We start from the raw sequence: 26209 nt of genomic DNA, 5'->3' as shown, positions 1-26209 counted from the left end.
TTTTGTCGGATTTAGATATGGTGGATAACCAGTTTTTTGCCTTCGTAATCGAGGACGTTGACGTCCATATCGAATAAGGTTTTGATGTTTTCGGCGGTGAAAATATCGTTGGGCTTGCCCTGCATGGCGACTTGGCCGTTTTTCATGGCGACGACGTAATCGGCGTAGGCGGCGGCCTGGTTGATATCGTGCAGGACGACGACGGTGGTGCGTTTGTGTTCGTCGGTCAGCCGGCGCAGGATCTGCATGAGGGAGCGGGCATGATACATGTCGAGGTTGTTCAGCGGTTCGTCGAGTAAAACGTAGTCGGTGCGCTGGCAGAATACCATGGCAATCATGGCGCGTTGGCGTTGGCCGCCGGAAAGCTCGGTCAGGTAACGGTCGGCAAAGTCTTGCAGGTGGAACTCGGCAAGCGCTTCTTCGACGATGGTTTTGTCGTTTTCAGACGGCCTGCCTTGGTGGTAGGGATAACGGCCGAACATGAGCAGGTCGCGCACGGTAATGCGGCTCATGATGCTGTTTTCTTGGGTGAGGATGGAGAGCGTGCGGGCGAGTTCGGCGGTGGGGGTGGTTTTGATGTCTTTGCCTGCGTAGCTGATGTTGCCGTGTATCAAGGGCTGCAGGCGCGCCATAAAGGAGAGGAGGGTGGACTTGCCTGCGCCGTTCGGGCCGATCAGCGCGGTAATGCCGCCTTCGGGAATGTCGAGGCTGACGTCGTTGAGGATGGGGTTGCTGCCGATGGTGTGGCTGACGTTGCGGATGGTAATCATAGGCGGGTCCGAAAATGGGAAGTTGGGGTTTCAGACAGCCTTTCAGCATGAGGCCGTCTGAATTTTATTCCTGTATGGTGTTTTTAGATTTCACTGACGGTGACAAATTCGGGATTGTCGGCTTGGTCAATCAGGAAGGCGCGAACGCGTTCTTGCCAAAGCTCGCCGAATTGTTTGAGTTCGTCGGCACTTGCGCTGCCACTGACGGCTTTGGGCATGATGTCGCGCATTTGCGGCGCAAAGGGTTGGAGCGCGGCGTTGAGGCTGACGGCAACGGTTTTGCCGGTATCGCGGCGGCGGAGCGCGAGTGTGCCGTTGATTTCGCCTGCACCAAAGGACAAGAGGTGGCGGCGGGCAAAGCGCCCGGCTGGGCCTACGCCGCCAAAGCCGGTTTCAGGTGCCGCACCGGTAAGGAGTTGGACGACGGAAGCGGTCACGCCGGTCGTGCCTTCGTCACGCTCGCCCTGCATAAAGGCTTCGATGTCGCCGCGTTGCGGCAGCTCTACGCCGTAAAGGGCTTTCAGGCCTTTGACCACCATCAGGTAGGCACCGGCGACAGTCGGGCAGGAGTGGCCGCACAGGCGCACGGCATCGGCGTAGCGGTAAGTGAGGGTGCCGTTTTCGGCTGCGCCGAGGAAGTCGGCCAATGCGTCTTGGACGGTAATGGTCGGGGCATTATCGAAGAATGAAGGGAGGCGTTCTTGTGTCATGAGGGTTGTCCTTTATGGGTTTGCTTAGGCCGTCTGAAGGTTTCAGACGGCCTGAGTTTATTTTTGCGAGCGGTTGGGCACGTTTAATTTATTTCTTTTTCAACACCAAATATAAAAATACCAATCCGCCTGCAAATTCGACGACCACGCTCAATACAGCCTGCATGCCGAGGAAGTGTTCGAAGATGGTTTGCCCGCCGACCAACAGGATGCCGCCGACACAAAAAGTCATGGGCAGGCGGACGGAATGTTTTACCGACGGGGAAAAATGGTTGGCCAGCGCGGCAACCAGCAGGCCGAAAAAGCTCACTGGGCCGACAACGGCAGTGGCGGTCGCAACCAGCGCGGCGATCCACAACAGCAGCCATAAGGTGTTGCGCGTGTAGTTGATGCCCAAATTGACGGCTTGATTGCGGCCGAGTAGGTAAACATCGAGGCGATGGCGTTCGCGCCAGATCACGGCGGCGCTGATGAGCAACACGATTGCGCCGATGCCCAACAATTCTGAATGGACAGTATTGAAGGTGGCAAACATATTCGCCTGCGCGGCGGTAAATTCTTCGGGATCAATCATGCGCGAAAGCAGCGATGACAGGCTGCGGAACAAAATCCCGAAAATCACGCCGATTAAAATCATGCGCGACAAATCGCGTCCGCCCTGTTTGATAAGCGTGTAGAACAGCAGCAGCGAGCCGCCCATCATGACGACCAGTTCAAAGCCGAATTTTCCCGTCAACGGCAGGGAAGCATAGCCCACGCCGCCGAGCGTAAACACCAGCAAGGTCTGCAAAAACACATACAGCGAATCGAAACCCAAAATCGAAGGGGTCAGAATCGGGTTGTTGGTCAGCGTTTGGAAGAGTTGAGTGGACACGCCGACCGCATAGGCGACCATCAGCAGCGCGGCAAGCTTGGTCAGGCGCAGGTGCAAGACAAAGTCCCAATCGCCTTTGACGTTGAGCGTCATAAACAGAACACAGGAAACCAGCAACAGCGCAAAGGCCACCCACAACGGACGGCTGCTTCCTGCCATAAAACCGATATTTTTTTCAGACGGCATGAGCAGGTTTCCTTAATAAAAGCCACAAAAACAAAGCCGTCCCCATCACACCAAAAACCGTAGAGACCGGAATTTCAAACGGAAACACAATCACGCGTCCGACAATATCGCACAGCAACACCAAAGACGCGCCCAGCAAGGCCACCGCAGGCAGGCTTTGACGCAGTTTGTCGCCCATCAGGCGGCTGATGATGTTCGGCACGACCAAGCCGATAAACGGAATATTGCCGACTGTCACGACCACCAAAGACGTAATCAGCGCCACAATAATCAGCCCCGACCACAGAATCGCCGTCCGGTTCAGCCCCAAGTTCACGCTCACCGTTTCGCCCAAACCCAAAATTGTCAGCTGGTCAGCAATCAAATAGGCAAACAAAGCCAAAATCCCCGTTGCCCACAACAATTCATACCGCCCGAGCAATACGCCGGAAAAATCGCCCTGTTGCCACACGCCGAGCATTTGCAACATTTCGTTTTCATACGCGATAAAGGTGGCCACCGCTTCAATCACACCGCCGAAAATAATCCCGACTAAAGGCACCATCAGTTGCGCGGTCGGCGGCAGGCGGCGGATCAGCAGCATAAAGACCAACATCCCGATCAGCGCGGCAACGGCGGCAACCGACATTTTTGCCAGCAGCGGCGCGGCCGGAAGCAGCAGGGTCATCAACAGCAAACCCAAAGCCGCGCTTTGGCTTGCGCCCACCATCGACGGTTCGACAAAACGGTTGCGCATCAAAATCTGCATAATCATACCGGCCACCGACATCGACGCACCCGTCAGCACAATCGCAAACGTGCGCGGCAGGCGGCTGATGAACATGACCTGTTGACTGTCGGATAGCGAAAACAGGGCGGACCATTTGAATTCGGCCACGCCGACCGACAGGCTGACGGCAAACAATATCAGCAGCGCCACACCGTTGACCGCATTTAAAAATGAAGGTTTGTGAAACATAAAATGGTTCGGAAAAAATAAGGCCGTCTGAAAGAAGGGTTAAGGTATTTGGCAAAAAAGGCAGGTTTGCCCATCATAAAAACAGATGCAAACAGGCAAAAATTGTCCATTTGCACCATGTATTTTCAGACGGCCCAAATCCAATGACTTCAGGTCAAGCAGCTTGATCCTGTGCATCATCAAACCTTTCAGGCCGTCTGAAAGAAGCGGGCGGCTATGCCCGCACCGAATTATTTGGCTGCATTAAACGCATCGCTTACCTGTTTGGAAGCATTCAGCAATTCTTGCGCGCCGCCGGCTGCCAAATAAGTTTCAGGAACAAGGTAAACCACCTGTCCTTTTTTCCAAGCGGTTGTTTCGGCAACCAGTGGATTGTTCAACACATCTTTCGCAGCCTGACCTTCTTCGCCGATGGCCGCGCTGCGGTCCAAAACAAACAGCCAATCAGGGTTTTTCTCTTTCAGGTATTCAAAGCTGATAGGCTGGCCGTGGCTGCCTTCTTTAATCGATTCATCAACAGCGGGAACGCCGATGTCTTTATGCAACCAACCGCCCAAACGTGAGGAAGGGCCGAAAGCCGACATCTTACCGCCGTTGACCAATACCACCAAACCCTTGCCTTTGCCTTGCGCAGCAGTTTTCGCCGCTTCAAACGAAGCATCGATTTCCGCTTTCAGCTTGTCCGCTTCGGCCTGTTTGCCGAAGATTTGACCCAGTGCGTCGATGCGCTCTTTTGAGCTTTCTTTCAGATTGGCGGTTTCGGCGGTCATCTCGATGGTCGGTGCGATCTCGTTCAACTTGTCAAACGCTTTGGCTGCACGGCTGCCGATGATGATGAGCTGCGGTTTGTAAGCGTTGAGTGCTTCGTAGTCAGGCTCAAACTGCGTGCCGGCAGGTTTCGTGGTTTTGAAATATTCGTCCAAGTAGGGCAGGCGGTTTTTGTCGACGGACAAACCGGTTTTCACGCCCAGTTTGTTTAAAGTATCGAGCATGCCCAAATCGTAAACGGCGATACGCTCTGGATTTTGCGGCACTTTCGCATCGCCGCGAGCCGTTTTAATGGTCAGGCTTGCACCTTCGGTTTGTGCGGCAGAAGCGGAAGCAGTTTGCGCCTGATTGGAAGCAGAATCTTTTGGTGAACACGCACCCAAAGCGAGGGTGCAGCATACGGCTAAAGCGGTCAAACGTAACATAGAGTTTCTCCGTAGTCGGAAATAAAGTAAATCGAAATGATAACTTGTATCGGATTATAAAGCTAGATGCCGTCTGAAAACTTTTGTTTTCAGACGGCTTTTTCAAGCTGATTGCTTAGAAGCGGTAGTTCACGCCCAAGCGTACATCACGTCCGGTACCTGGTAGGGTATTGGTCCAGCGTTGGCTGTGCGGATAGTAGAACTTGTTAAACACGTTGTTGACTGAAAGATTGACATTGAGCGTGTCTTTGCCCAGCGGTTTCCAGTTGGCGAAGACATCGTTCACACCGAAACCTTGGCGTACAACGTTTTCCAGTTTGCCGTCGCGACCTTTTTGACCTGCCACCAATATCGAACCCACGGCTTTTTGAACATAGCGTCCGCGCCAGCCGATTTCCAGATTCGGATTTTGGAAGCGGTAGGCAAGGGAGGCCGTCCAAGTGCGGCCGGTTTGTGCGCCAAACTCGGGGTTCGCGCTTAACAATTTATCTTTGTGCGTATCGTAAAAACGCGGTTTGCTGTGGCTTACGCCGACTTTGGCAGTCAGGCCGCCTGTACGGTAGGACGCGCCTAATTCGTAACCGTGGTTTTTGACGTAGCCGGCGTTGACGGCTTCACGGATGGCGACAGAGTCGTGGCGGTTTTGCGGATTGGCAAGCGCGTCTTTGATGGTCTGCCAGAAGTAGCTGCCGTTTGCGGCAAACGTGCCGTCGTTGTAGTTGAAGCCGATTTCGGTATTGCGCGCGCGTTCAGCTTTAGTGCCGTCGGCAATCGAGATGATGCCGCGTTTGCCGTGGGTTTGCAGCGCGTCATACAGGCGCGGGCTGCGGCTGGCGTAGTTGTGGCTTACGCTGAAGCTCAAGTTTTCGACAGGTTGGTAAATTACGCCCAGACTCGGGTTGACTTTGCCGTCTGAAACCGATTTGCCGTCATGGGTTTTGATATCGAAATGGTCGTAACGCAGACCGCCGGTCAGGGTAACATCGCCGATATCTTGGATGGCTTCGACATACACGCCGTAATCGGTTTTGGTCGGGTTGGTCAGGCTGTATCCGCGTACCAGACTTTGCAGGGCGGCATTGGTGCTGGTGTATTGCGAATTCAGGAAGGTATGAGGTTTGATTTCCTGATGGCGGTAGTTGACACCGTATTTCAACAGGGTTTTTTCGGCAAGGCGGCTGTCGAAGTTGATATTTGCACCTTTGGTGGTGATTTTGGTTGTGGTCGGACCTGCCACATTGCCTGCGTAACCGCTGCCGCTGTCATCGGCGGAATAGCGTTCGTTTTCCAACACATAGGCGTTGGCGTTCAGTTTTTCGACAAAGCCCAGGTTTTTACCCGTGTACTCCAAGTTGGTGTTGGATTGGGTAGTTTCACGGTATGAGGGTTTCTGCCTGTCTTTTGCAGGGTTGGACTCGAAGATTGTAAACTCTTCACGCACAGTACGGATGCCCCGGTGCTGGTCTTTCATGTGGCTCAACACGATGCGGTGGTCGCCGTCGCCGAAGGTTGTTCCGATTTTGGCCAGGTAGCTGCGTTTGTCCAGTGCGCTGTAAGGTACGGTTTTGCCGCCGTTGGGACTTTTGTAGCCTTTACCTGCTTCGTAATCTTTTTCATCGTTGCGGTTGTAAGAGAATAAGCCGTCGAAGTTGCCGGCTTTTCCGAACACGCTGGCGCCGTAGTTTACGCCGTCATTGCTGGCATAGCCGCTGCTGAGGCGCACGCCCCAGTTTTTGTCCAAACCTTTTAGCAAGTCTTCGGCATCGACTGTTTTAGTAATAATCGCGCCGTTGGTCGCACCAATACCGGCAGATGCCGAGCCCGCGCCTTTCTGTACGGAGACGATTTTGACCAGCGCAGGGTCGATGATGAAACGGCCTTGGTGATACAGTATTTGGCTGTCGGAATAGGCGTTGTCCACCTTGATGTCGACAGAGTTCTGACCCATGCCGCGCAAGGTCATGTGTTGGGATGTGCCGTTACCGCCGCCGAAATCGATGGCAGGTTCTTCTTTTAATAATTCGCGCAAATCGGTTGATGTGCTTTCGTCTTTTTGACGAAGGGTGACGATATTGGTTTTGATTTTGCTGCCTTGGCGGTCACCTTTAACGGTAACGGTATCAAGCACAACATTGTCTTTGGCTTCATTTTCTGCGTGTGCAAAACCGGCCGCCAGTGTCAGTGACAGCAGGCTCAGTCGAAACAGGGGCGTATTCATTGAGAAATGTCCTTAATAAAATGACAGTAATAAAAAATAAAAGCAAATAAAGAGAAATTATCTTTAAAATATGCAATTAAGAATAATCATCATTTATAATAATGCATTAAAAAGAAATAGTTGTAAAGAGTTGTGTTGCATTTGTAAAGAAATTGTGTTGTTTTTAAACGAATTTTGCAGTTTGTATGTCAGGCCGTCTGAAAAATAAGTGATCGGGCATTTTTGCGTATGAAAATATTTGGAAAGACTACATAGAAATTTTTACTTTTTCCCTTGAATTTGTCGCAAACAACCCAAATCTACCCGCCATTACGGCAGGCTTTCTACTAAGTGTGCCGCTATTTTCAAGCAAACCGTGTCTGTCATGTCCGACAGACAATTGTTTTCAATCTATTTATTTATCGGAGCATTAAGACATGACCATCCGCCCTTTACACGACCGCGTAGTCGTCAAACGCTTAGAAGCTGAAGAAAAAACCGCCTCCGGCATCGTTTTGCCGGGTGCGGCTGCTGAAAAACCCGACATGGGCGAAGTAATCGCCGTGGGTGCGGGCAAAATCGGTAAAGACGGTGAGCGCCGTCCGCTGGATGTCAAAGTCGGCGACAAAGTGATCTTCGGCAAATACAGCGGCCAAACTGTAAAAGCCGACGGCGAAGAGCTGTTGGTAATGCGTGAAGAAGACATCTTCGGTATCGTTGAATAATTATTGAATTAAGTTTCAGAACCAAAGGCCGTCTGAATCAAACATGAAGTTTTCAGACGGCCTCGAACAGATTTTTAATATTGATTTGGAGAATTTAAATGGCAGCAAAAGACGTACAATTCGGCAATGAAGTTCGCCAAAAAATGGTAAACGGCGTCAATGTATTGGCAAACGCCGTACGCGTAACTTTGGGCCCTAAAGGCCGCAACGTGGTACTTGACCGCGCTTTCGGCGGCCCGCACATCACTAAAGACGGTGTGTCTGTTGCAAAAGAAATCGAATTGAAAGACAAATTCGAAAACATGGGCGCGCAAATGGTGAAAGAAGTGGCGTCTAAAACCAACGACGTAGCAGGCGACGGTACCACTACTGCAACCGTATTGGCGCAATCCATCGTTGCCGAAGGCATGAAATACGTGACCGCCGGCATGAACCCGACCGACCTGAAACGCGGTATCGATAAAGCCGTTGCCGCTTTGGTTGACGAGCTGAAAAACATCGCCAAACCTTGCGATACTTCTAAAGAAATTGCCCAAGTCGGCTCTATTTCCGCCAACTCTGACGAACAAGTCGGCGCGATTATCGCCGAAGCGATGGAAAAAGTCGGCAAAGAAGGCGTGATTACCGTTGAAGACGGCAAATCTTTGGAAAACGAGCTGGACGTGGTTGAAGGTATGCAGTTCGACCGCGGCTATCTGTCCCCTTACTTCATTAACGACGCTGAAAAACAAATCGCTGCTTTGGACAATCCGTTTGTATTGTTGTTCGACAAAAAAATCAGCAACATTCGCGATTTGTTGCCTGTTTTGGAACAAGTGGCCAAAGCCAGCCGTCCGCTCTTGATTATCGCTGAAGACGTAGAAGGCGAAGCCTTGGCGACTTTGGTGGTGAACAACATCCGCGGTATTCTGAAAACCGTTGCCGTTAAAGCCCCTGGCTTCGGCGACCGCCGCAAAGCCATGTTGCAAGACATCGCTATCCTGACCGGCGGCGTGGTAATTTCCGAAGAAGTCGGCCTGTCTCTGGAAAAAGCGACTTTGGACGACTTGGGTCAAGCCAAACGCATCGAAATCGTTAAAGAAAACACCACCATCATCGACGGCTTCGGCGACGCAGCCCAAATCGAAGCGCGTGTTGCTGAAATCCGCCAACAAATTGAAACCGCAACCAGCGAATACGACAAAGAAAAACTGCAAGAGCGCGTGGCTAAATTGGCCGGCGGTGTGGCAGTGATCAAAGTCGGTGCCGCTACCGAAGTGGAAATGAAAGAGAAAAAAGATCGCGTGGAAGACGCGCTGCACGCTACCCGCGCAGCCGTTGAAGAAGGCGTGGTTGCAGGCGGCGGCGTAGCCCTGTTGCGCGCACGTGCCGCTTTGGAAAACCTGCACACCGGCAATGCCGACCAAGACGCAGGCGTACAAATCGTCTTGCGCGCCGTTGAGTCTCCTCTGCGTCAAATCGTTGCCAACGCAGGCGGCGAACCTAGCGTGGTCGTGAACAAAGTGCTGGAAGGCAAAGGCAACTACGGTTACAACGCAGGCTCCGGCGAATACGGCGACATGATCGAAATGGGCGTACTCGACCCAGCCAAAGTAACCCGTTCTGCGTTGCAACACGCCGCATCTATCGCCGGCCTGATGCTGACCACAGACTGCATGATCGCTGAAATCCCTGAAGAAAAACCTGCTATGCCTGATATGGGCGGCATGGGTGGTATGGGCGGCATGATGTAAGGCCGTCTGAAACCTTCAGACAAAAAGCAAAACCGCACGGTAATCAGCCGTGCGGTTTTTTATTTGCCAGTGGAAAGCGTGAGATGGTGCAGAGGGCATGCCATGATTTACAGAGAAATAAGGGTAGCCAGTTCCATTGAATCAGAAGCAATCAAATAAACTTCATCATCAAAAAAAGGCCGTCTGAAACTTTATTTTGCGTTTCAGACGGCCTGATTAATGATCTAAACCGTTACTTTTTGCTTGAACGGCTGTATCGGACAGCTTGAGACAAGATTTCTTCAATTTCTATCCACATAATGCCTCCTTACAGTAAACCAGGTTGACCTAAAGCCGGGTCGTTGGCTCGTGCCGCTTGGGCATCTTCGACAGTCAGTCCAAGGGCTTTGGCTACGCCTTCGCCGTATGCCGGATCGCAACGGTGGCAGTTGCGGATGTGGCGGTATTTGATGAAGTCGGGGGCGTCGCCCATGGCTGCGGCGGTGTTGTCGAACAAAGCCTGTTTCTGCGCGTCGTTCATCAGGTTAAACAAAGCGCGCGGTTGGCTGAAATAGTCGTCATCGTCTTGGCGGTAGTCCCAGTGCGTCGCATCGCCGTTGATTTTCAGAGGCGGTTCGGCGAAGTCGGGCTGTTGCTGCCATTGGCCGAAGCTGTTGGGTTCGTAGTGCGGCAGGCTGCCGTAGTTGCCGTCGGCACGGCCTTGTCCGTCGCGCTGGTTGCTGTGGACGGGGCAACGCGGGCGATTGACGGGGATTTGGCGGAAGTTTACCCCCAAGCGGTAGCGTTGCGCGTCGGCGTAATTGAACAAACGGGCTTGCAGCATTTTGTCGGGGCTGGCGCCGATGCCGGGCACAAGATTGCTCGGGGCGAAGGCGGATTGTTCCACATCGGCGAAGAAGTTTTCGGGATTGCGGTTCAACTCGAATTCGCCCACTTCAATCAGCGGATAGTCTTTTTTCGGCCAAACTTTGGTCAAATCGAAAGGATGATAAGGCACTTTTTCCGCATCGGCTTCAGGCATGACTTGGATATACATCGTCCATTTTGGAAACTCGCCGCGTTCGATGGCTTCGTACAGGTCGCGCTGGTGGCTTTCGCGGTCGTCGGCGATGATTTTGGCGGCCTCTTCGTTGGTCAGGTTTTTAATGCCTTGTTGGCTGCGGAAATGGAATTTCACCCAAAAACGTTCACCCGCTTCGTTCCAGAAGCTGTATGTATGCGAACCGAAGCCGTGCATATGGCGGTAGCTGGCAGGGATGCCGCGGTCGCTCATGACGATGGTAACTTGGTGCAGGGCTTCGGGCAGCAGCGTCCAGAAGTCCCAGTTGTTCGTGGCGGAGCGCATATTGGTGCGCGGGTCGCGTTTGACCGCCTTGTTCAAGTCGGGGAATTTGCGCGGGTCGCGCAGGAAGAACACAGGCGTGTTGTTCCCAACCATATCCCAGTTGCCTTCTTCGGTATAAAACTTCAACGCAAAGCCGCGGATGTCGCGTTCCGCATCGGCTGCGCCGCGCTCGCCTGCCACGGTGGTGAAACGGGCGAACATCTCGGTTTTTTTGCCGACTTCGCTGAAGATTTTGGCGCGGGTGTATTTCGTGATGTCGTGTGTCACGGTGAACGTACCGAACGCGCCCGAACCTTTGGCGTGCATACGGCGTTCGGGGATGACTTCGCGCACGAAGTCGGCGAGTTTTTCATTCAGCCACAAATCCTGCGCCAGCAACGGGCCGCGCGCGCCTGCGGTCAGGCTGTTTTGATTGTCGGCAACAGGTGCGCCGTTGTTCATGGTCAGGTGGGTAACTGGGCATTTGGAGGTAGTCATGATGATTTCCTTTGCAAAATGGTCAGTGGTTTATAAAACGATTTGCCGGAAGGCATATTCGTAGCCGGTTTCTTGATTCTCATAAATTTCTTGTATCGACATTTTATTTCCTTTTGCTGTTAACTATTAAAACAACTATACAGAAAGGTTTTAACTATTGGAACTATGAAACCGATTTAGAATAGATATAACAAATCAATTATTAAATATCATTAGTTTTAATAAATAATTTAATTGTGAAAAAAGGCCGTCTGAAACTTTATTTTATGTTTCAGACGGCCTTATTTTTAGTCAAAACAAAGGATTATTTATCCAGTTTGGCTTTGCGTTCTTCCAACCAATGTTCCAAGTAGTGGATGCTGACGCCACCTTTTTGGAAGCCTGGATCACTGAACAAGTCGCGATGCAGCGGCGTGTTGGTTTTGATGCCGGTAATCGCCAGCTCGGCAAGGGCTACGCGCATTTTTGCCATGGCTTGGTCGCGGTCTTTACCGACGACGCAGATTTTGCCGATCAGGCTGTCGTAGTAAGGAGGGATGCGGTAGCCTTGGTAGATATGGCTGTCGACGCGGATGCCGAAGCCGCCGGGCAGGTGGCAGCTTTCAATCAGGCCCGGACTTGGAATGAAGTTGTACGGGTCTTCGGCGTTGATACGGCACTCAAACGCGTGGCCTTCGACTTGAATGTCTTCCTGTTTGTATTGCAAAGGCAGGCCGGATGCGATGCGTAATTGCTCTTGGACGATGTCCACGCCGGTGATGAGCTCGGTAACCGGATGCTCAACCTGAACGCGTGTGTTCATCTCGATAAAGAAGAATTCGCCGTCTTCGTACAGGAATTCAAACGTACCTGCGCCACGATAGCCGATGCGTTTGCAAGCGTCGGCACAGGCTTTGCCAATTTTGGCGCGTTCTTCTTCAGTGATGAACGGAGCCGGTGCTTCTTCGATGACTTTTTGGTGGCGGCGCTGCATGGAGCAGTCGCGCTCGGCGAGGTAGATGGCGTTGCCGTGTTCGTCGGCAATCACTTGGATTTCGACGTGGCGCGGACGTTGCAGATAGCGTTCCATGTAAACCATCGGGTTGCCGAATGCCGCGCCTGCTTCGGCTTTGGTCATTTCGACAGACTGGAGGAGGTCTTCTTTTTTCTCGACGACGCGCATACCGCGACCGCCGCCACCGCCGGATGCTTTGATAATGACGGGATAACCGACTTTATCGGCAATTTTGAGGATTTCTTCGCCGTCGTCCGGCAATGCGCCTTCAGAGCCGGGAACGCAAGGCACGCCGGCTTCGATCATGGCGTGTTTAGCGGATACTTTGTCGCCCATCAGACGGATGGTGTCGGCTTTAGGGCCGATGAAGACAAAGCCGGATTGTTCGACTTGTTCGGCAAAATTGGCGTTTTCGGCGAGGAAGCCGTAGCCCGGGTGGATGCCGTCGGCTTCGGTGACTTCGGCAGCTGCGATGAGGGCGGGAATGTTGAGGTAGCTTTGTGCGGATGCGGCAGGGCCGATGCACACGGATTCGTCGGCGAGTTTGACGTGCAGGCTGTCTTTGTCGGCTTCGGAATGGACGGCGACGGTGGCGATGCCCATTTCACGGCAGGCACGCAGGACGCGCAGGGCGATTTCGCCCCGGTTGGCGATCAATACTTTTTTCAGCATGATAATCTTTCCGGATGGTTCAGACGGCCTATTGGCGGCCGCCTAATGCGTTGCGGATTTTCTGGTCGGTTTTGTATTGGCTCAAAGCGTAAACCGACCACATGGCTGCCGGTATCCAGCCAACCAGCGTACATTGCAGAATCAGACAGATGATGCCTGCAAACGGACGGCCGATGGTGAAAAACTGCAGCCATGGCAAGAAAATAGCCAAAATCAGACGCATGGTTTGTCCTTAATGAACAGAAAAAGGAATTTCAGACGGCCTTAAAGATAAAGGCCGTCTGAAAAAACGGATTATTCAATGATGAAGAGCGGCTCGCCGTATTCGACCGGAGTACCGTTTTCAACCAGAATTTCTTTAACGACACCGGATTTCTCGGCTTCGATTTCGTTCATCAGCTTCATGGCTTCGATGATGCACAAAGTATCGCCGGCTTTTACTTGTTTACCTACTTCGACGAAAGCGGCGGCGTTCGGGCCGGGGGCGCGGTAGAACGTACCGACCATAGGCGATTTCTGCGCGTTGGACAAATCGCGAGCGGCAGGGGCGGCAGCTGGAGCGGCTGCGGCCGGAGCAGCGGCAGGGGCGGCAACCGGAGCGGCTGCGGCAGGTGCCGGAGCAGCATAAATAGGAGCTGCGGCGGCAGTGGTGCGCGTAATGCGGACTTTTTCTTCGCCTTCGGTAACTTCAATTTCTGCAATGCCTGATTCTTCGACCAAATCAATCAGTTTTTTTAATTTACGCAAATCCATTGCTTTTCCTTTTTAGCGCGGCATAAAGTGCATATTGGGTATGCGCCGCTGTGGTTTTAGATGATTTCCTGAGACGTCGGAAGGTAGGTTTGCCATCCGGCGTTTAAATAATGTCGGAACAGGGCGGAGCCTGAGAAATGAATCTGGTTATTTTCCCGAACTTGTCGGTAAATGTCCAGTAAAAGATAGAAAAAAGGCGTTTTTCGGCGAAAAAAGAAAGGAACGCTGATTTTCGTTAAAAAGTGATTTTTTCAAGAGCGTTTATTCTAATTTATTGGTTTTTCGACAAAACATGCCGTCTGAAAACCAACTTTGCGCGTATAATGGCGCCTGTTTTTTTAAAGTATGCACGACAATGGATATTTCCGATTTTGATTTTGAATTGCCCGAAAAACTGATTGCTCAGCATCCTCCGGAAGTGCGCGGCAGTAGCAGGCTTCTGGTTGCCTTGCCTACATTGCCGATTGAAGACAAACATTTCGGCGATTTACCCGATTATGTCGCACCGGGCGATGTGCTGGTGTTTAACAATACCAAAGTGATGAAGGCACGCCTGTTCGGCCAAAAAGCCAGTGGCGGAAAAATCGAAGCCCTGATTGAGCGGGTATTGGACGCGCATACCGCATTGGCGCATATCCGTTCGTCCAAGTCGCCGAAACCGTGTACAGAATTGATTTTTGAAGGCGATATCCGTGCCGTCATGATGGAGCGCGCGGAAGAATTGTTTTGCCTAAAATTTGAAGGCGAGCAAACCGTTTACGAACTTTTAGAGCAAAACGGCCATCTGCCCTTGCCGCCTTATATCGAACGCGCGGCCGATGATGAAGACGACAGCCGCTATCAGACCGTGTACGCCAAGTATCAAGGCGCAGTGGCCGCGCCGACGGCGGGTTTGCACTTTACCGATGAGTTATTGGGCCGTCTGAAAGCCAAAGGCGTAGAAACCGCAGAAGTGACCCTACACGTCGGTGCCGGCACATTCCAACCCGTACGCGTCGATAAAATTGAAGAACACAAAATGCACAGCGAGTGGTTTGACGTACCGGCCGAGACCGTTGCCGCCGTTGAGGCCGCCAAAGCGCGCGGCAATAAGGTGTGGGCAGTGGGCACAACCTCCATGCGCGCCTTGGAATCCGCTGCACGCGAGACAGGCCGTCTGAAAGCCGGTCGCGGCGATACCGATATTTTCATTACGCCGGGCTACCGCTTCAATGTTGCCGACCGATTGATTACCAATTTCCACCTGCCCAAATCAACCTTGCTGATGCTTGTCAGCGCGTTTTCGGGTATGGAGCATATCCGCAGCGTTTACCGCCATGCGGTGGAACAGGAATACCGCTTTTTCAGCTATGGCGATGCGATGATTTTAGGGAAAGCGGAATAAATCGGAAGCGGATTGGAGCGTTTCAAATGGGGTATTTGGGTTGTCCCGAATCTGAATTAGTTGGAATGCTCTAAAATACGCGAATCAAAATAAATTATTGAAGTAAACACGCGAAGTTGTTGGGATTTGAGTTGTAAGAAACAAAGTACAAAAACAAAAAGGCCGTCTGAAAATCGTTTTTCAGACGGCCTTTTATCTTCTCATGCTTAGGCGTCGATGTTTTGTGCCAGCAGGGCGTTGTTTTCGATGAAGGCACGGCGCGGTTCGACTTCGTCGCCCATCAGGGTAACGAACACTTCGTCGGCGGCGATGGCGTCTTCGATGCGGACTTTCAGGAGGCGGCGGACGGTAGGATCCATCGTGGTTTCCCAAAGTTGTTCCGGGTTCATCTCGCCCAAGCCTTTGTATCGTTGGATGGACATGCCTTTTTGGGCAACGCTCATTAAGATGTCCAAAGCGCCTTCAAAGCTGTCGATATCGTATTCGTTGTCGCCTTTGTAGAGCTTCGCCCCTTTGCCGACCATGCCTTTGAGTGCGGCGGCGGTTTGGGTAAGGGTTTGGTAGGCTTTGCTGTTGAGGAACTTAGGCTCGAGGTAGCTCACCATCACATTGCCGTGCAGCTTGCGTGTGATTTTGATGAATTGGTGTCCTTCATGGCCTTCGATACGTTCGAGCGCGACTTCTTTTTCGTCCAAGAGGCCGCTCAATTCGGCAACGGCGCGGTCTGCGCTTTCTGCTGTACTGAGGTCGACCGGCGAAGCGTGCAGCATGGCGTGCAGAACGAGTTCGTCAATGATGCGGCTTTCTTGCTCGATAACCGTTTTGGCCAACAGGAATTGTTTGGCGGTATTGGCAAGCTCTTCGCCTTCGATGGTGCGGCCGTCTGAAACGATTTTGGCTTTTTCCAAGGCCAAACCGAGCAACCATTGGTCTTTTTCCAGTTCGTCTTTGAGATAGCGCTCTTGTTTGCCGTATTTGGCTTTGTACAAAGGCGGCTGGGCGATGTAGATGTAGCCGCGTTCGACCAGCTCGGGCATTTGGCGGTAGAAGAAGGTCAGGAGCAGGGTGCGGATGTGCGCACCGTCCACATCGGCATCGGTCATGATGATGATGCGGTGGTAGCGTAGTTTTTCGGCATTGAATTCTTCTTTGCCGATGCCCGCTCCCAAAGCGGTAATCAGCGTGGCGACTTCTTGGCTGGCCAGCATTTTTTCAAAACGTGCTTTTTCAACGTTCAAAATCTTACCTTTGAGCGGCAAAATCGCTTGGAATTTGCGGTCGCGGCCTTGCATGGCGGAACCGCCTGCGGAGTCGCCCTCGACGAGGTAGAGTTCGGACAGGGCAGGGTCTTTTTCTTGGCAGTCGGCAAGTTTGCCCGGCAGGCCCAAACCGTCCATCACGCCTTTGCGGCGGGTAATTTCGCGTGCTTTGCGGGCGGCTTCGCGCGCGCGCGCGGCATCGACGATTTTACTGGTGATGATTTTGGCTTCGGTCGGGTTTTCTTCGAGGAAGTCGGTCAAGGCTTGGTTGATGACTTCGTTGACGACGGGGCCGATTTCGCTGGAAACCAGTTTGTCTTTGGTTTGCGATGAGAATTTCGGGTCGGGCAGTTTGACGGACAAAACGCAGGTCAGGCCTTCACGCATATCGTCGCCGGCGGTTTCCACTTTGGCTTTTTTGGCTACTTCGTTGGCTTCGATATAGTTGTTGATGGTGCGGGTCATCACTTGGCGCAGCGCGGTCAAGTGCGTACCGCCATCACGTTGCGGAATGTTGTTGGTAAAACACTGCACGCTTTCTTGGTAGCTGTCGTTCCATTGCATCGCGCATTCGACGCTCATGCCGTCTTTTTCGCCGAACGCGTAGAAGATTTTTTCGTGCAACGGCGTTTTTTTGCGGTTCATGTATTGCACGAAGCCGGCCACGCCGCCGGAGAGGGCGAAGCTTTCGTGTCTGCCGTCGCGTTCGTCGATCAGTTCAATGTCTACGCCGTTATTGAGGAAGGAAAGTTCGCGGATACGTTTGGCAAGGGTGTCGAAGCTGTATTCGACATTGCCGAAGGTTTCGCTGCTGGCGAGGAAGCGTACGGTTGTACCTTTTTTGTCGGAATCGCCGACAACCTTCAACGGCTCTTCGGCTTCGCCGCGTACGAAGCGGACGAAGTGTTCTTTGCCGTCGCGGTAGATGGTCAGCGTTACCCAGTCGGACAGCGCGTTGACGACGGACACGCCTACACCGTGCAGGCCACCGGAGATTTTGTAGCTGTTGTTGTCGAATTTGCCGCCCGCGTGCAAGACGGTCATGATGACTTCGGCGGCGGAGCGGCCTTCTTTCGGGTGGATGCCGGTCGGCATGCCGCGGCCGTTGTCGGCCACGCTGACGGAGTTGTCGGCATGGATGGTTACGGTGATTTTGTCGCAATGTCCGGCGAGCGCTTCGTCAATGGCGTTGTCGAGCACCTCGAACACCATGTGGTGCAGGCCGCTGCCGTCCTGCGTGTCGCCGATATACATACCGGGGCGTTTGCGTACCGCTTCCAAGCCTTCCAGCACTTGTATGCTGTCGGCGCCGTATTCTTCGTGTTTTTGGTCAGTCATGGTCTTTTCTTGCTGAATTTCAAGGAATTTTTCCGTGCGCGCAATGAAATGTCAAACGGGCGCGGCGGATGTGTTCCGAAAGGTCAAAATAATAGGCAATTATACCTGATTTTGCTGGAATATTCAGCGTTTTAAGTGCAAAAAGGCCGTCTGAAAGATTAAATTTCAGACGGCCTTTGTATCGGAAAACAGGTTTAGCGTTTGACGCCGCTCAATCGCGCCCAGCCTTCTTCGATTTCGGCAGGATCGATGTCAAACCATTGGCTGTAAATGCCGCTGAGTTCTTCGACTTGTTCGTCCAAAAGGCCGGATAAAACAATGCGGCCGCCTTGTTTGGTACGCGCGGCAAGCATTTCGCCGAGCATACGCAACGGGTTTGCCAGAATGTTGGCGACAACGACATCAAATTGGCCTTGCGGCAAGCCGTCCGGCAGGTAGAACTGCGCATCGACGTTGTTTTGCGCGGCATTGTCTTTGCTGGCGCGGATGGCTTGTTCGTCAATATCTACGCCGATGGCCGAGCCTGCGCCGAGTTTGAGGGCGGCAATGGCCAAAATGCCTGAGCCGCAGCCGTAGTCCAATACGCTTTCGCCGCCTTTGAGCTGCGTGTCCAGCCATTTGAGGCAGAGGCGGGTGGTCGGATGGCTGCCTGTGCCGAAGGCAAGGCCCGGGTCGAGTTGCAGGTTGACGGCGTTGCCGTTGGGTGCTTCGTGCCAAGACGGGGTAATCCACAGGCGGTCGGAAATTTGAATCGGGTCGAATTGCGCTTGGGTCAGGCGTACCCAGTCTTGATCTTCAAGGATTTCGCCGGTGTATTTCAAATCGTTCAAACCGCATTCCTGCGCGGCGGCTTCGATAATGGAAGCGGCATCGTCGCTTTCGCCGAAAAGGGCGATGACTTTGCTTTGTTGCCAGATTTGCTCGGTCGGCATGCCCGGCTCGCCGAAAATGGCCTGCTCGTTTTCTGTACCGGCGTAGGCATCTTCAATGGCGGCGGACAATGCGCCGTGTTCCATCAGCGCGTCGGCAAGGCGTTCGGCGACGGCATCGTTGACGTTGATGGTGATTTGTTGATAGGACATGGTGGGGCTTTCTTTGTTAATAAGGCCGTCTGAAAATCGACGTTGTGCTTTCAGACGGCCTTGTAAGGTATGAAACCTGATGATGCAGGTTTATTGGTTTTTCAAACCCAGTACGTCTTGCATATCGTACAGGCCTTTTTTGCCGTTTGCCCAAACTGCGGCGCGTACGGCACCGGCGGCAAAGGTCATGCGGCTGCTGGCTTTGTGGGTGATTTCCACGCGCTCGCCGTCAGTGGCGAAGAGGGCGGTGTGGTCGCCGACGATGTCGCCTGCGCGGATGGTGGCAAAACCGATGGTGGACGGATCGCGCGGGCCAGTGTGGCCTTCGCGGCAGTAAACGGCGCATTCTTTGAGGTCGCGGCCGAGGGCGTTTGCAATGACTTCACCCATGCGCAACGCGGTGCCGCTTGGGGCATCGACTTTGTGGCGGTGGTGGCCTTCGATGATTTCGATGTCGTAGCCTTCGTTTAACACGCGGGCGACGGTGTCGAGGATGTGGAAGGTCAGGTTGACGCCGACGCTGAAGTTGGCTGCGAAGACAACGCCTGTTTTTTCGCCTGCGGCTTGGATGGCGGCTTTGCCTGCGTCGTCAAAACCGGTCGTGCCGATGATGATGTTGACGCCTTTTTCCACGCATTTTTGCAGGTGTTTCAGGGTTGGCTCGGGACGGGTAAAGTCGATGAGGACATCGCTTTGATCCAGTACGGCATCCACGTCGTCTGAAATAGTAACGCCGGTTTTGAGGCCGGAGGCGAAGCCTGCATCCAAACCCAATACTTCCGAACCGGAATGTTCGAGTGCGCCGGAGAGGACGGCATCGGGATGGTTGTTGACTGCTTCAACCAAGACGCGGCCCATGCGACCGTTGACGCCGGCAATGGCGATTTTCAATGCGCTCATGAGGCTTCCTTATTGCGGCTTGGTTTCGGTGGTCGGAACGACGTTTTGTCCGGCTTGAACCGCTTCGATGGATTTTTGAATGGCATCGCCTTCGGCGCGTGCGAGGACGTCGTTTTCAAAGTACAGGGTCAGGTTGCTTTGTTCTTTGATGATGCCGTTGCGGCTGGTGTTGAAAGTGTAATCCCAGCGGTCGGCATGGAAGGCGTCGCGCAGGAGCGGCGTACCGAGCAGCAGTTGGACTTGGTCGCGGGTCATACCTTGGCGCAGGGAAACAACGGCGCGGGGATTGAGCTCGTTACCTTGAATGATTTTGAGTTTGTAGGATGGAAAGTTGGATACGCGCTCGGCACTGCATGAGGCCAGACCTAAAATAGCGGCGATGGCAAGGCATAAGGCTTTATTCACGGGCTTACCTTTCTGTGTCATTTCGGGAAAGATGTTTATCATCGCTTGAATATTTTCAAAAAGCAAACGATAATCATCTTCTTAATTTTTCTTTTCGCCGATTTTCAATTGCAAGACCGGCGGCAGATTGCCGCCCTTTAACGGCCCAATAGTGGGCAAACGGGCGGAAAGTGCGTATTATAACGGTTATTACCTTACAGGGATATTGAATATTATGGAAAAATTCAGCAACATTGCGCAATTGAAAGACAGCGGTTTGAAAGTTACTGGTCCACGTTTGAAAATTTTGGACTTGTTCGAGACTCATGCCGAGGAGCATTTGAGTGCGGAAGATGTGTACCGTATCCTGTTGGAAGAGGGTGTGGAAATCGGCGTGGCGACGATTTACCGTGTGCTGACCCAGTTTGAACAGGCCGGCATTTTGCAACGCCACCATTTTGAAACCGGCAAAGCGGTTTACGAATTGGACAAAGGCGATCACCACGACCACATCGTCTGCGTGAAATGCGGCGAAGTAACCGAATTCCACAATCCGGAAATCGAAGCGCTGCAGGACAAAATCGCCGAAGAAAACGGCTACCGCATCGTCGATCACGCGCTGTATATGTATGGCGTATGCGGCGAATGCCAAACCAAAACCAAACGTTAAGCAGTTTGTATGTTGATTTTTCAGACGGCCTTGGGCATTTTCAGCCTGAGGCCGTCTGAAACTTTATGGGCTTTACGATGAAGATTCCTTTTCTTGCGCCACGGGATTATCGTTTCCCCGACCCGTCTTACGCTTTGGCAGAATGCGACGGCTTGGTCGGCGTCAGCGGCGATTTGGATACGGGGCGGCTGTTGTCGGCGTATGGGCAGGGGATTTTTCCGTGGTTTAGCCGCGATGGTTGGTTTTTCTGGTATGCGGTTGCGCCGCGAGCCGTGATTGTGCCGGAAAGCCTGCATATAGGCCGTTCGCTCGCCAAAACTTTGCGCCACAAGCCGTATCGGGTAACGGTCAACCGCTGTTTTGAAAAAGTAATTGCCCATTGCGCCAATGTGCCGCGTCCAGAACAGGACGGAACGTGGATAGAACCTGCGTTTCAGACGGCCTATTTGAAGCTACACCATCAGGGGCATGCGCATTCGTTTGAATGCTGGCTGCCGGATGAGCAAGGCGAAATGCAGTTGGCAGGCGGGTTTTACGGCGTGCAAATCGGCTGCGTGTTTTATGGCGAATCGATGTTTGCTTTGCGTCCCGATGCGTCAAAGATTGCGTTTGCCTGCGCCGTACCGTTTTTGGAGGATTTGGGCGTTGCGCTGATAGACTGTCAGCAGGATACGGAACATATGCGCCGTTTCGGTTCGCAGTTGATGGATTTCGCCGACTTTCAGACGGCCTTGAAAGATTTGAACGCGAAACCGTTAAAGCGGAATATCGAATGCGGCGTGGTGGCTGAAAATCTTCTGCAAAAGATTGGCGGCGAAGATTGATTTATCGGCACGGTGTGTCGGCAGAATCGACAGTCTGCATATTGTGATTGGGAAACCGGTTGGAAAATAAATACGATTCAACTCTCTTGAACAGGCCGTCTGAAAATCTTGGCTTAACCAAAATCCGGCCGTGTAACGCTCGGCGCTAATCATGTTAATAGCTGACGAAATCGCTTTTACATGGCAAAATAACGAGTTAAATATTTGTAATAGGGCGGCCTGAATAGGTTTCAGACGGCCCTGATCTCTTGAAGGAATCAACATGTCTTTGCAAAACATCATTGAAACGGCTTTTGAAAACCGTGCCGAAATCAATCCGCATACCGTTACCCCCGAAGTGCGTGAAGCGGTTTTGGAAACCATCCGCCAACTCGACTCCGGCAAACTGCGCGTTGCCGAGCGTTTGGGTGTGGGCGAATGGAAAGTCAACGAATGGGCGAAAAAAGCCGTATTGCTGTCTTTCCGCATTCAGGACAATGAAATCCTCAACGACGGTGTGAACAAATACTTCGACAAAGTGCCGACTAAATTTGCCGATTGGTCTGAAGACGAATTCCGCAGCGCAGGTTTCCGCGCAGTTCCGGGTGCGGTTGCCCGCCGCGGCAGCTTTGTGGCGAAAAATGTCGTGTTGATGCCTTCTTATGTCAACATCGGCGCATACGTTGACGAAGGAGCGATGGTCGATACTTGGGCGACTGTCGGCTCTTGCGCGCAAATCGGTAAAAACGTGCACTTGAGCGGCGGCGTCGGCATCGGCGGCGTACTCGAGCCTCTGCAAGCCAGTCCGACCATTATTGAAGACAACTGCTTCATCGGTGCGCGTTCTGAAATTGTTGAAGGCGTGATTGTCGAAGAAGGCAGCGTGATTTCTATGGGCGTGTTCATCGGTCAATCTACTAAAATCTTTGACCGTACTACCGGCGAAATCTATCAAGGCCGCGTACCGGCTGGCTCTGTTGTCGTATCCGGCAGCATGCCTTCCAAAGATGGCAGCCACAGCCTCTACTGCGCGGTTATCGTCAAACGCGTGGACGCGCAAACCCGTGCGAAAACCAGCGTGAACGAATTGTTGCGCGGTATTTAATCGGATAACGATGACGCCGGCTGAGTGTGGGTGGAAAAGCCTGCTTTACGGTCGGATTTAAACACAAAACAGGCAGAATATTCTGCCTGTTTTTTATGGCTTAAAGGCCGTCTGAAACGATTTCAGACGGCCTTTTGTTTTTGACGATGGGTTTGTTTTAAGGTCAATTGAGGCAAGGGAACGGTATTCCCTGTCTGAGACTACGCTTCCGGCCAGTCGGCGCAATAGTATTGCCAATAGATTTCTTCAAAAGGAATCTTGCCGTAATCGCACAACCACGGTTTGGCGCGTGTGGTGTAGTGGATGATGGGCGGAACGGTGTCGGGTTTGGGGAATACTTCGCTGAGGTTTCGTTTTTGGAAATATTCGACTGCGCCGGTTTGGAAGTTCCAAGATTCTTCTAGTTGCAGCCAGTTTTTTTGAAATACGGTGTTTAGAAAGCATTGGTCGCCGTAGGGAACAGATTTATCAATGGTGGTAGCAGTTTGCAGCAGTTGCGCCGCGATATTCTGTTCCCGCCATTGCGCCAGGTCGACCAACAACATACCGGAATTGAAATAGGGCGTGGTGTGCAGGCCGGTCGGATGGTTCCAATCGGTACGGGCGAGATAGGAATCTTGTACGGCGGCGACGGGATAGCCGCGCATATCGAGGTTGAACAAATTGTGCAGGGATTGGGTAACCACCATATCGCTGTCGAGATAAAGGGCGCGATCGACAGGCAGGTGCTGCATCATCAGACGGAAAAATGCGGCATCCGAAATATGGGGTAGGCGGCGATATTGGCTGAAGTCCATCTCGATTTTGACATCATTCAGACGGCTGCCGCTGGCTGTGAGCTTTTGGTTGGTATAGTTGATCCATTCCTTCCTGAAGGTATTGTGCATGAGGTAGAAATCGACATTTGTGTTGTGGGTACAGACGGACTTCATCAGGGTATGAACCTGCTCGGCATAGCCGGTATCGGCGGCAAGGACGATAGTGATGTTGCTCATTGGTTAAATTCCCTTTATTTGCAATGTCTTAAATTTTGTCAGTCATTTTCTTGGTCTTGTGCGGTCGGTAAGGTTGCATGATCTTCGTTTTCTGACATGGCTTTTTCTACTAAATCCCGTTGCAGCTGTTTGCCGGCTTTGATGCCCAATTTGCGCAGTTTTTCAGTGCTGCTGATGAGGTTGCCCCTGCCGGAAACCAAGCGGCCATAGGCCGTCTGAAACTGGGATTGTGCCTGACCAAGCGCTTTATTGATGCCGTCCATGCTTTCGACAAAGCCGACAAATTTATCATAGAGTTTACTGCCTGCTTCGGCAATCGCCAGCGCGTTTTGGTTTTGCTGCTCGTTGCGCCAGATGTTGGCAACGGTGCGCAGGGTGGCAAGCAGGGTGCTGGGGCCGGTCAGCATGATGCGTTTGTCGAAACACTCTTGGAAGAGGTTCGGATCGTGTTGCAGGGCGAGGAGGTAGGCCGGTTCGACAGGGACGAACATAAAGACGAAGTCCAGCGTTTTAACGCCTTCAAGGTCGGTGTAATCTTTTGCTGCCAAGCTTTTGATGTGGGCGCGGATGCTGGCGACGTGGTTGGCAAGCTCGCGTTCTGCTTCTGCGCCGGTGCTTTGCGTATAGCGGACGTAGGCGGTCAGCGATACTTTGGAGTCGATGACGATTTGTTTGTTGTCGGGCAGATTGATGAGGACGTCGGGCTGAAGGCGGCGTTGGGTGCCATCTGCTTCATGGCGGACGCTGGAAGCTTGGACGATGTATTCGCGGCCTTTTTGCAGGCCGGAGTTTTCCAATACGCTTTCCAAAATCATTTCGCCCCAGTTGCCTTGGGTTTTGTTTTGCGTGCCGGTCAGCGCGGTGGTTAGCGCTTTGGCATCGTGGTGGAGCTGGGTGTTGAGGGTTTGCAGGCGTTTGAGCTCGTTTTCGATGGTCAGGCGTTCTTTGGCTTCTTTTTCGTAGGTTTGTTGCACCAGTTCGCTGAAGCCGTGGATGCGTTCGTTGAGCGGATTGAGCAGTTGCTGGAGATGGTCGTGGTTTTGCTCGGTAAAGCGGCGGCTTTTCTCTTCCAAAATAGTGTTGGCGAGGTTTTGGAACTGATCGCTCAGGTTTTGACGCGCATCTGCCAGCAGGGCCAATTTTTCTTCGGCAGCCTGACGGTCTTTTTCCGATTGGGTGTTGAGGCGCTCGTTTTGGACTTGAAGTGCGTGGTTTTGCTCCAAAAGGGCGGCGTATTCTTGTTTCAGACGGCCTTTTTCTGTTTCCTGCTGTTGCAAAAGCGTATTTTTATCCGCACTCAATGCCTGTTCTTGAATCAGTTGCGTGTTTAGGCGCTCATTGTCGATTTGCAGGTTTTGCGCGCTTTGCTGCCATTTTGTACATTCATGTTTTAAAGCTTCGGCTTCGGGCCTCGCAATCTTGCAGATAGGCAATCTGTTTTTCGGCTGCGGCAAAGCGGTTGCCTGTCTCCTGCAATTCGTCTTGCAATTCCTGCACGGTATGGCGGCTTTGCGCCAAATCCGCCGCAGTTTGAGCCTGCACCTGTTCGGCAAACTCATGCAGGCGGCGGCTTTCGGCCAATTCTTGCAAAACGGTAAAGTGTCGGCTTTGGGCTTGGTAGCGTGTTATCAGCCAAGCAAACAGCGCGCCGATAAAAAATGCGGCCACGCCGGTCAGGATTAGGGTGGTGTTCATGCTGGAAATAGTCAATACGCGGAATGTTTCACTATATCATATATTTGCAGCGCATTTTATGGTCGGATATGCGCTAGAAACGTGTGTTTTCTTTAAAAGAAGCTATCAAAGGTATTGGTTTTAACTAATTAAATATTTTTGTTATAAAAAATATAAATTCATAAGATATTGAATTTTAAAATATATTTTATTTAGAGTGCAATTTTGCAACAAAAGAGGCGCGATTTTATGGGGGAAATGAAACACATTTGTAGTGCGTATGTAATCAAGACATCGGTGTCATTTGGTAAGACATCGGTGTCATTTTCAAAACATAATGTAAATTAACAAAAAATATCTGTATGTTTGATTTTTGCGCTATATATTTACGATTAATCTGTATTAGTTTACATTTAAAACGGTATGATTCGCCCTGTCGGTAGCGAAGATGCCGATGAAAAAAATGTGTATGTTGTTAAATAACATTTCGTATCTATGAAAAAGGACTACTTGAAATGGGACATTTAATAACGCTTGCCGCCGCTTCTTTAATCGGCATGTCGCGGATATCGGCCTCCGCCCTCGGCATCGCCTACAATATCGAAATGGTAGTACACAAATAATTCAATTATAAACGAATTAATTACAATACCTCAGAAAACGCAACTTAGGCTGTTTCTCGGCCGACAGACAAGAAAGTGAGACAAACAATGAAAACTTTAATCAAACTGGCAGCTGCCTCTTTAATCGGTATGTCCGGCCTGACCGTTGGCGCAACCAAGATTGCCCACAATATGGCTGATGCCGACAAATAAAAAATACACAACACACCCTTAAATACACAGAAAAGAGTTAAAATGAAAACATTAATCAAAATGGCTGCGGCTTCTTTGATCGGCATGTCCGGTTTGACAGTTGGCGCAACCAATATTGCAAAAAATATGGCAGAAGCTGCCAATAAATAAACGCAAGTGAAATTAAGCTTGTTTTGGTGATAAAAAAGGCCGTCTGAACATTCAGACGGCCTT

General features: G+C 51.9%; 21 protein-coding genes and 1 pseudogene. 6 read left to right on the top strand and 16 right to left on the bottom strand.

All coding sequences use genetic code 11. The features are described 5' to 3' along the window. Nucleotides 1-11 precede the first annotated feature (11 nt). The 6 genes from HMPREF3139_RS03560 to HMPREF3139_RS03535 form a co-directional block, all read right to left on the bottom strand. Nucleotides 12-770 (bottom strand): iron ABC transporter ATP-binding protein, encoded by a 759-nt coding sequence (locus HMPREF3139_RS03560; RefSeq protein ID WP_070460556.1) that lies wholly within the window; start codon nt 768-770, stop codon nt 12-14. Nucleotides 771-853: 83 nt separating this feature from the next. Continuing rightward, a complete protein-coding gene (locus HMPREF3139_RS03555; protein WP_070460554.1) occupies nt 854-1480 on the bottom strand; it encodes an FmdE family protein in 627 nt (208 codons plus the stop codon). Between the two features lie 88 nt (nt 1481-1568). Further along, nucleotides 1569-2540, bottom strand: coding sequence for an iron chelate uptake ABC transporter family permease subunit (locus HMPREF3139_RS03550; RefSeq protein ID WP_070460552.1), 972 nt, complete (start codon nt 2538-2540; stop codon nt 1569-1571). After that, nucleotides 2530-3498, bottom strand: coding sequence for an ABC transporter permease (locus HMPREF3139_RS03545; protein WP_070460550.1), 969 nt, complete (start codon nt 3496-3498; stop codon nt 2530-2532). Before HMPREF3139_RS03545 ends, HMPREF3139_RS03550 begins: the two co-directional genes overlap by 11 nt. Nucleotides 3499-3728: 230 nt before the next feature. Beyond that, a complete protein-coding gene (locus HMPREF3139_RS03540) occupies nt 3729-4691 on the bottom strand; it encodes a siderophore ABC transporter substrate-binding protein (RefSeq protein WP_070460548.1) in 963 nt (320 codons plus the stop codon). Between the two features lie 115 nt (nt 4692-4806). Next, nucleotides 4807-6909 (bottom strand): TonB-dependent siderophore receptor, encoded by a 2103-nt coding sequence (locus HMPREF3139_RS03535; RefSeq protein WP_070460546.1) that lies wholly within the window; start codon nt 6907-6909, stop codon nt 4807-4809. 416 nt (nt 6910-7325) lie between these two features. Between HMPREF3139_RS03535 and groES the strand changes: the two genes are divergently transcribed. Together groES and groL are read left to right on the top strand one after the other, a co-directional pair. Beyond that, nucleotides 7326-7613, top strand: coding sequence for a co-chaperone GroES (groES, locus tag HMPREF3139_RS03530; RefSeq protein WP_003684150.1), 288 nt, complete (start codon nt 7326-7328; stop codon nt 7611-7613). 98 nt (nt 7614-7711) lie between these two features. Beyond that, nucleotides 7712-9346: a chaperonin GroEL gene (gene groL, locus HMPREF3139_RS03525; RefSeq protein WP_070460543.1), complete on the top strand. Its 1635-nt coding sequence runs from the start codon at nt 7712-7714 to the stop codon at nt 9344-9346. 307 nt (nt 9347-9653) lie between these two features. Here the strand turns inward: groL and katA are convergent, their stop codons facing one another. The 4 genes from katA to accB all read right to left on the bottom strand — a co-directional run bounded on the left by katA (nt 9654) and on the right by accB (nt 13587). Next, nucleotides 9654-11168, bottom strand: a complete 1515-nt coding sequence (gene katA, locus HMPREF3139_RS03520; RefSeq protein WP_070460541.1) for a catalase KatA — start codon at nt 11166-11168, stop codon at nt 9654-9656. 304 nt (nt 11169-11472) lie between these two features. After that, nucleotides 11473-12834: an acetyl-CoA carboxylase biotin carboxylase subunit gene (gene accC / locus HMPREF3139_RS03515; RefSeq protein ID WP_070460540.1), complete on the bottom strand. Its 1362-nt coding sequence runs from the start codon at nt 12832-12834 to the stop codon at nt 11473-11475. Between the two features lie 28 nt (nt 12835-12862). Further along, a complete protein-coding gene (locus HMPREF3139_RS03510; protein WP_039862547.1) occupies nt 12863-13057 on the bottom strand; it encodes a YqaE/Pmp3 family membrane protein in 195 nt (64 codons plus the stop codon). 71 nt (nt 13058-13128) lie between these two features. Next, on the bottom strand, nt 13129-13587 hold the full coding sequence (accB, locus tag HMPREF3139_RS03505) for an acetyl-CoA carboxylase biotin carboxyl carrier protein (protein WP_049350800.1): 459 nt from the start codon (nt 13585-13587) through the stop codon (nt 13129-13131). Between the two features lie 355 nt (nt 13588-13942). On the opposite strand from accB, the gene queA reads away from it, so the two are divergent. Beyond that, nucleotides 13943-14971 carry a tRNA preQ1(34) S-adenosylmethionine ribosyltransferase-isomerase QueA gene (gene queA / locus HMPREF3139_RS03500; protein ID WP_070460537.1) on the top strand — a complete coding sequence of 343 codons (1029 nt, stop codon included), beginning with the start codon at nt 13943-13945 and terminating at the stop codon, nt 14969-14971. A 206-nt stretch (nt 14972-15177) separates the two neighbouring features. On the opposite strand, the gene gyrB is transcribed toward queA, so the two are convergent. From gyrB to HMPREF3139_RS03480, 4 genes are all read right to left on the bottom strand, one after another. Next, entirely contained in the window at nt 15178-17568 is a 2391-nt protein-coding gene (gyrB, locus tag HMPREF3139_RS03495; protein WP_070460535.1) for a DNA topoisomerase (ATP-hydrolyzing) subunit B, read from the bottom strand. Between the two features lie 194 nt (nt 17569-17762). Continuing rightward, nucleotides 17763-18650: a 50S ribosomal protein L11 methyltransferase gene (gene prmA, locus HMPREF3139_RS03490; protein ID WP_070460534.1), complete on the bottom strand. Its 888-nt coding sequence runs from the start codon at nt 18648-18650 to the stop codon at nt 17763-17765. Between the two features lie 90 nt (nt 18651-18740). Next, nucleotides 18741-19550, bottom strand: a complete 810-nt coding sequence (gene dapB, locus HMPREF3139_RS03485; RefSeq protein ID WP_070460532.1) for a 4-hydroxy-tetrahydrodipicolinate reductase — start codon at nt 19548-19550, stop codon at nt 18741-18743. Nucleotides 19551-19559: 9 nt separating this feature from the next. Beyond that, nucleotides 19560-19955 (bottom strand): outer membrane protein assembly factor BamE, encoded by a 396-nt coding sequence (locus HMPREF3139_RS03480; RefSeq protein WP_003682810.1) that lies wholly within the window; start codon nt 19953-19955, stop codon nt 19560-19562. A gap of 151 nt (nt 19956-20106) precedes the next feature. Here HMPREF3139_RS03480 and fur point away from each other — a divergent pair, with 151 nt between their 5' ends. The 3 genes from fur (at nt 20107) to dapD (ending at nt 22512) form a co-directional block, all read left to right on the top strand. Next, a complete protein-coding gene (gene fur, locus HMPREF3139_RS03475; RefSeq protein ID WP_003682812.1) occupies nt 20107-20604 on the top strand; it encodes a ferric iron uptake transcriptional regulator in 498 nt (165 codons plus the stop codon). A gap of 77 nt (nt 20605-20681) precedes the next feature. Then, a complete protein-coding gene (aat, locus tag HMPREF3139_RS03470; RefSeq protein WP_070460638.1) occupies nt 20682-21428 on the top strand; it encodes a leucyl/phenylalanyl-tRNA--protein transferase in 747 nt (248 codons plus the stop codon). A gap of 262 nt (nt 21429-21690) precedes the next feature. Next, nucleotides 21691-22512, top strand: a complete 822-nt coding sequence (gene dapD, locus HMPREF3139_RS03465) for a 2,3,4,5-tetrahydropyridine-2,6-dicarboxylate N-succinyltransferase (protein ID WP_070460530.1) — start codon at nt 21691-21693, stop codon at nt 22510-22512. A gap of 200 nt (nt 22513-22712) precedes the next feature. Here the strand turns inward: dapD and HMPREF3139_RS03460 are convergent, their stop codons facing one another. Beyond that, nucleotides 22713-23507 carry a glycosyltransferase family 8 protein gene (locus HMPREF3139_RS03460; protein WP_070460528.1) on the bottom strand — a complete coding sequence of 265 codons (795 nt, stop codon included), beginning with the start codon at nt 23505-23507 and terminating at the stop codon, nt 22713-22715. A gap of 38 nt (nt 23508-23545) precedes the next feature. After that, nucleotides 23546-25202 (bottom strand): annotated as a pseudogene (gene rmuC, locus HMPREF3139_RS03455) (DNA recombination protein RmuC). Nucleotides 25203-26209: the final 1007 nt, after the last annotated feature.

Origin of the sequence: Neisseria sp. HMSC15G01 (assembly GCF_001808255.1) — a bacterium.
GTDB classification, from domain to species: domain Bacteria; phylum Pseudomonadota; class Gammaproteobacteria; order Burkholderiales; family Neisseriaceae; genus Neisseria; species Neisseria subflava_A.
The sequence above is the reverse complement of the archived record's forward strand: the minus strand, read 5'-3'. Positions and strand labels throughout refer to the sequence as shown.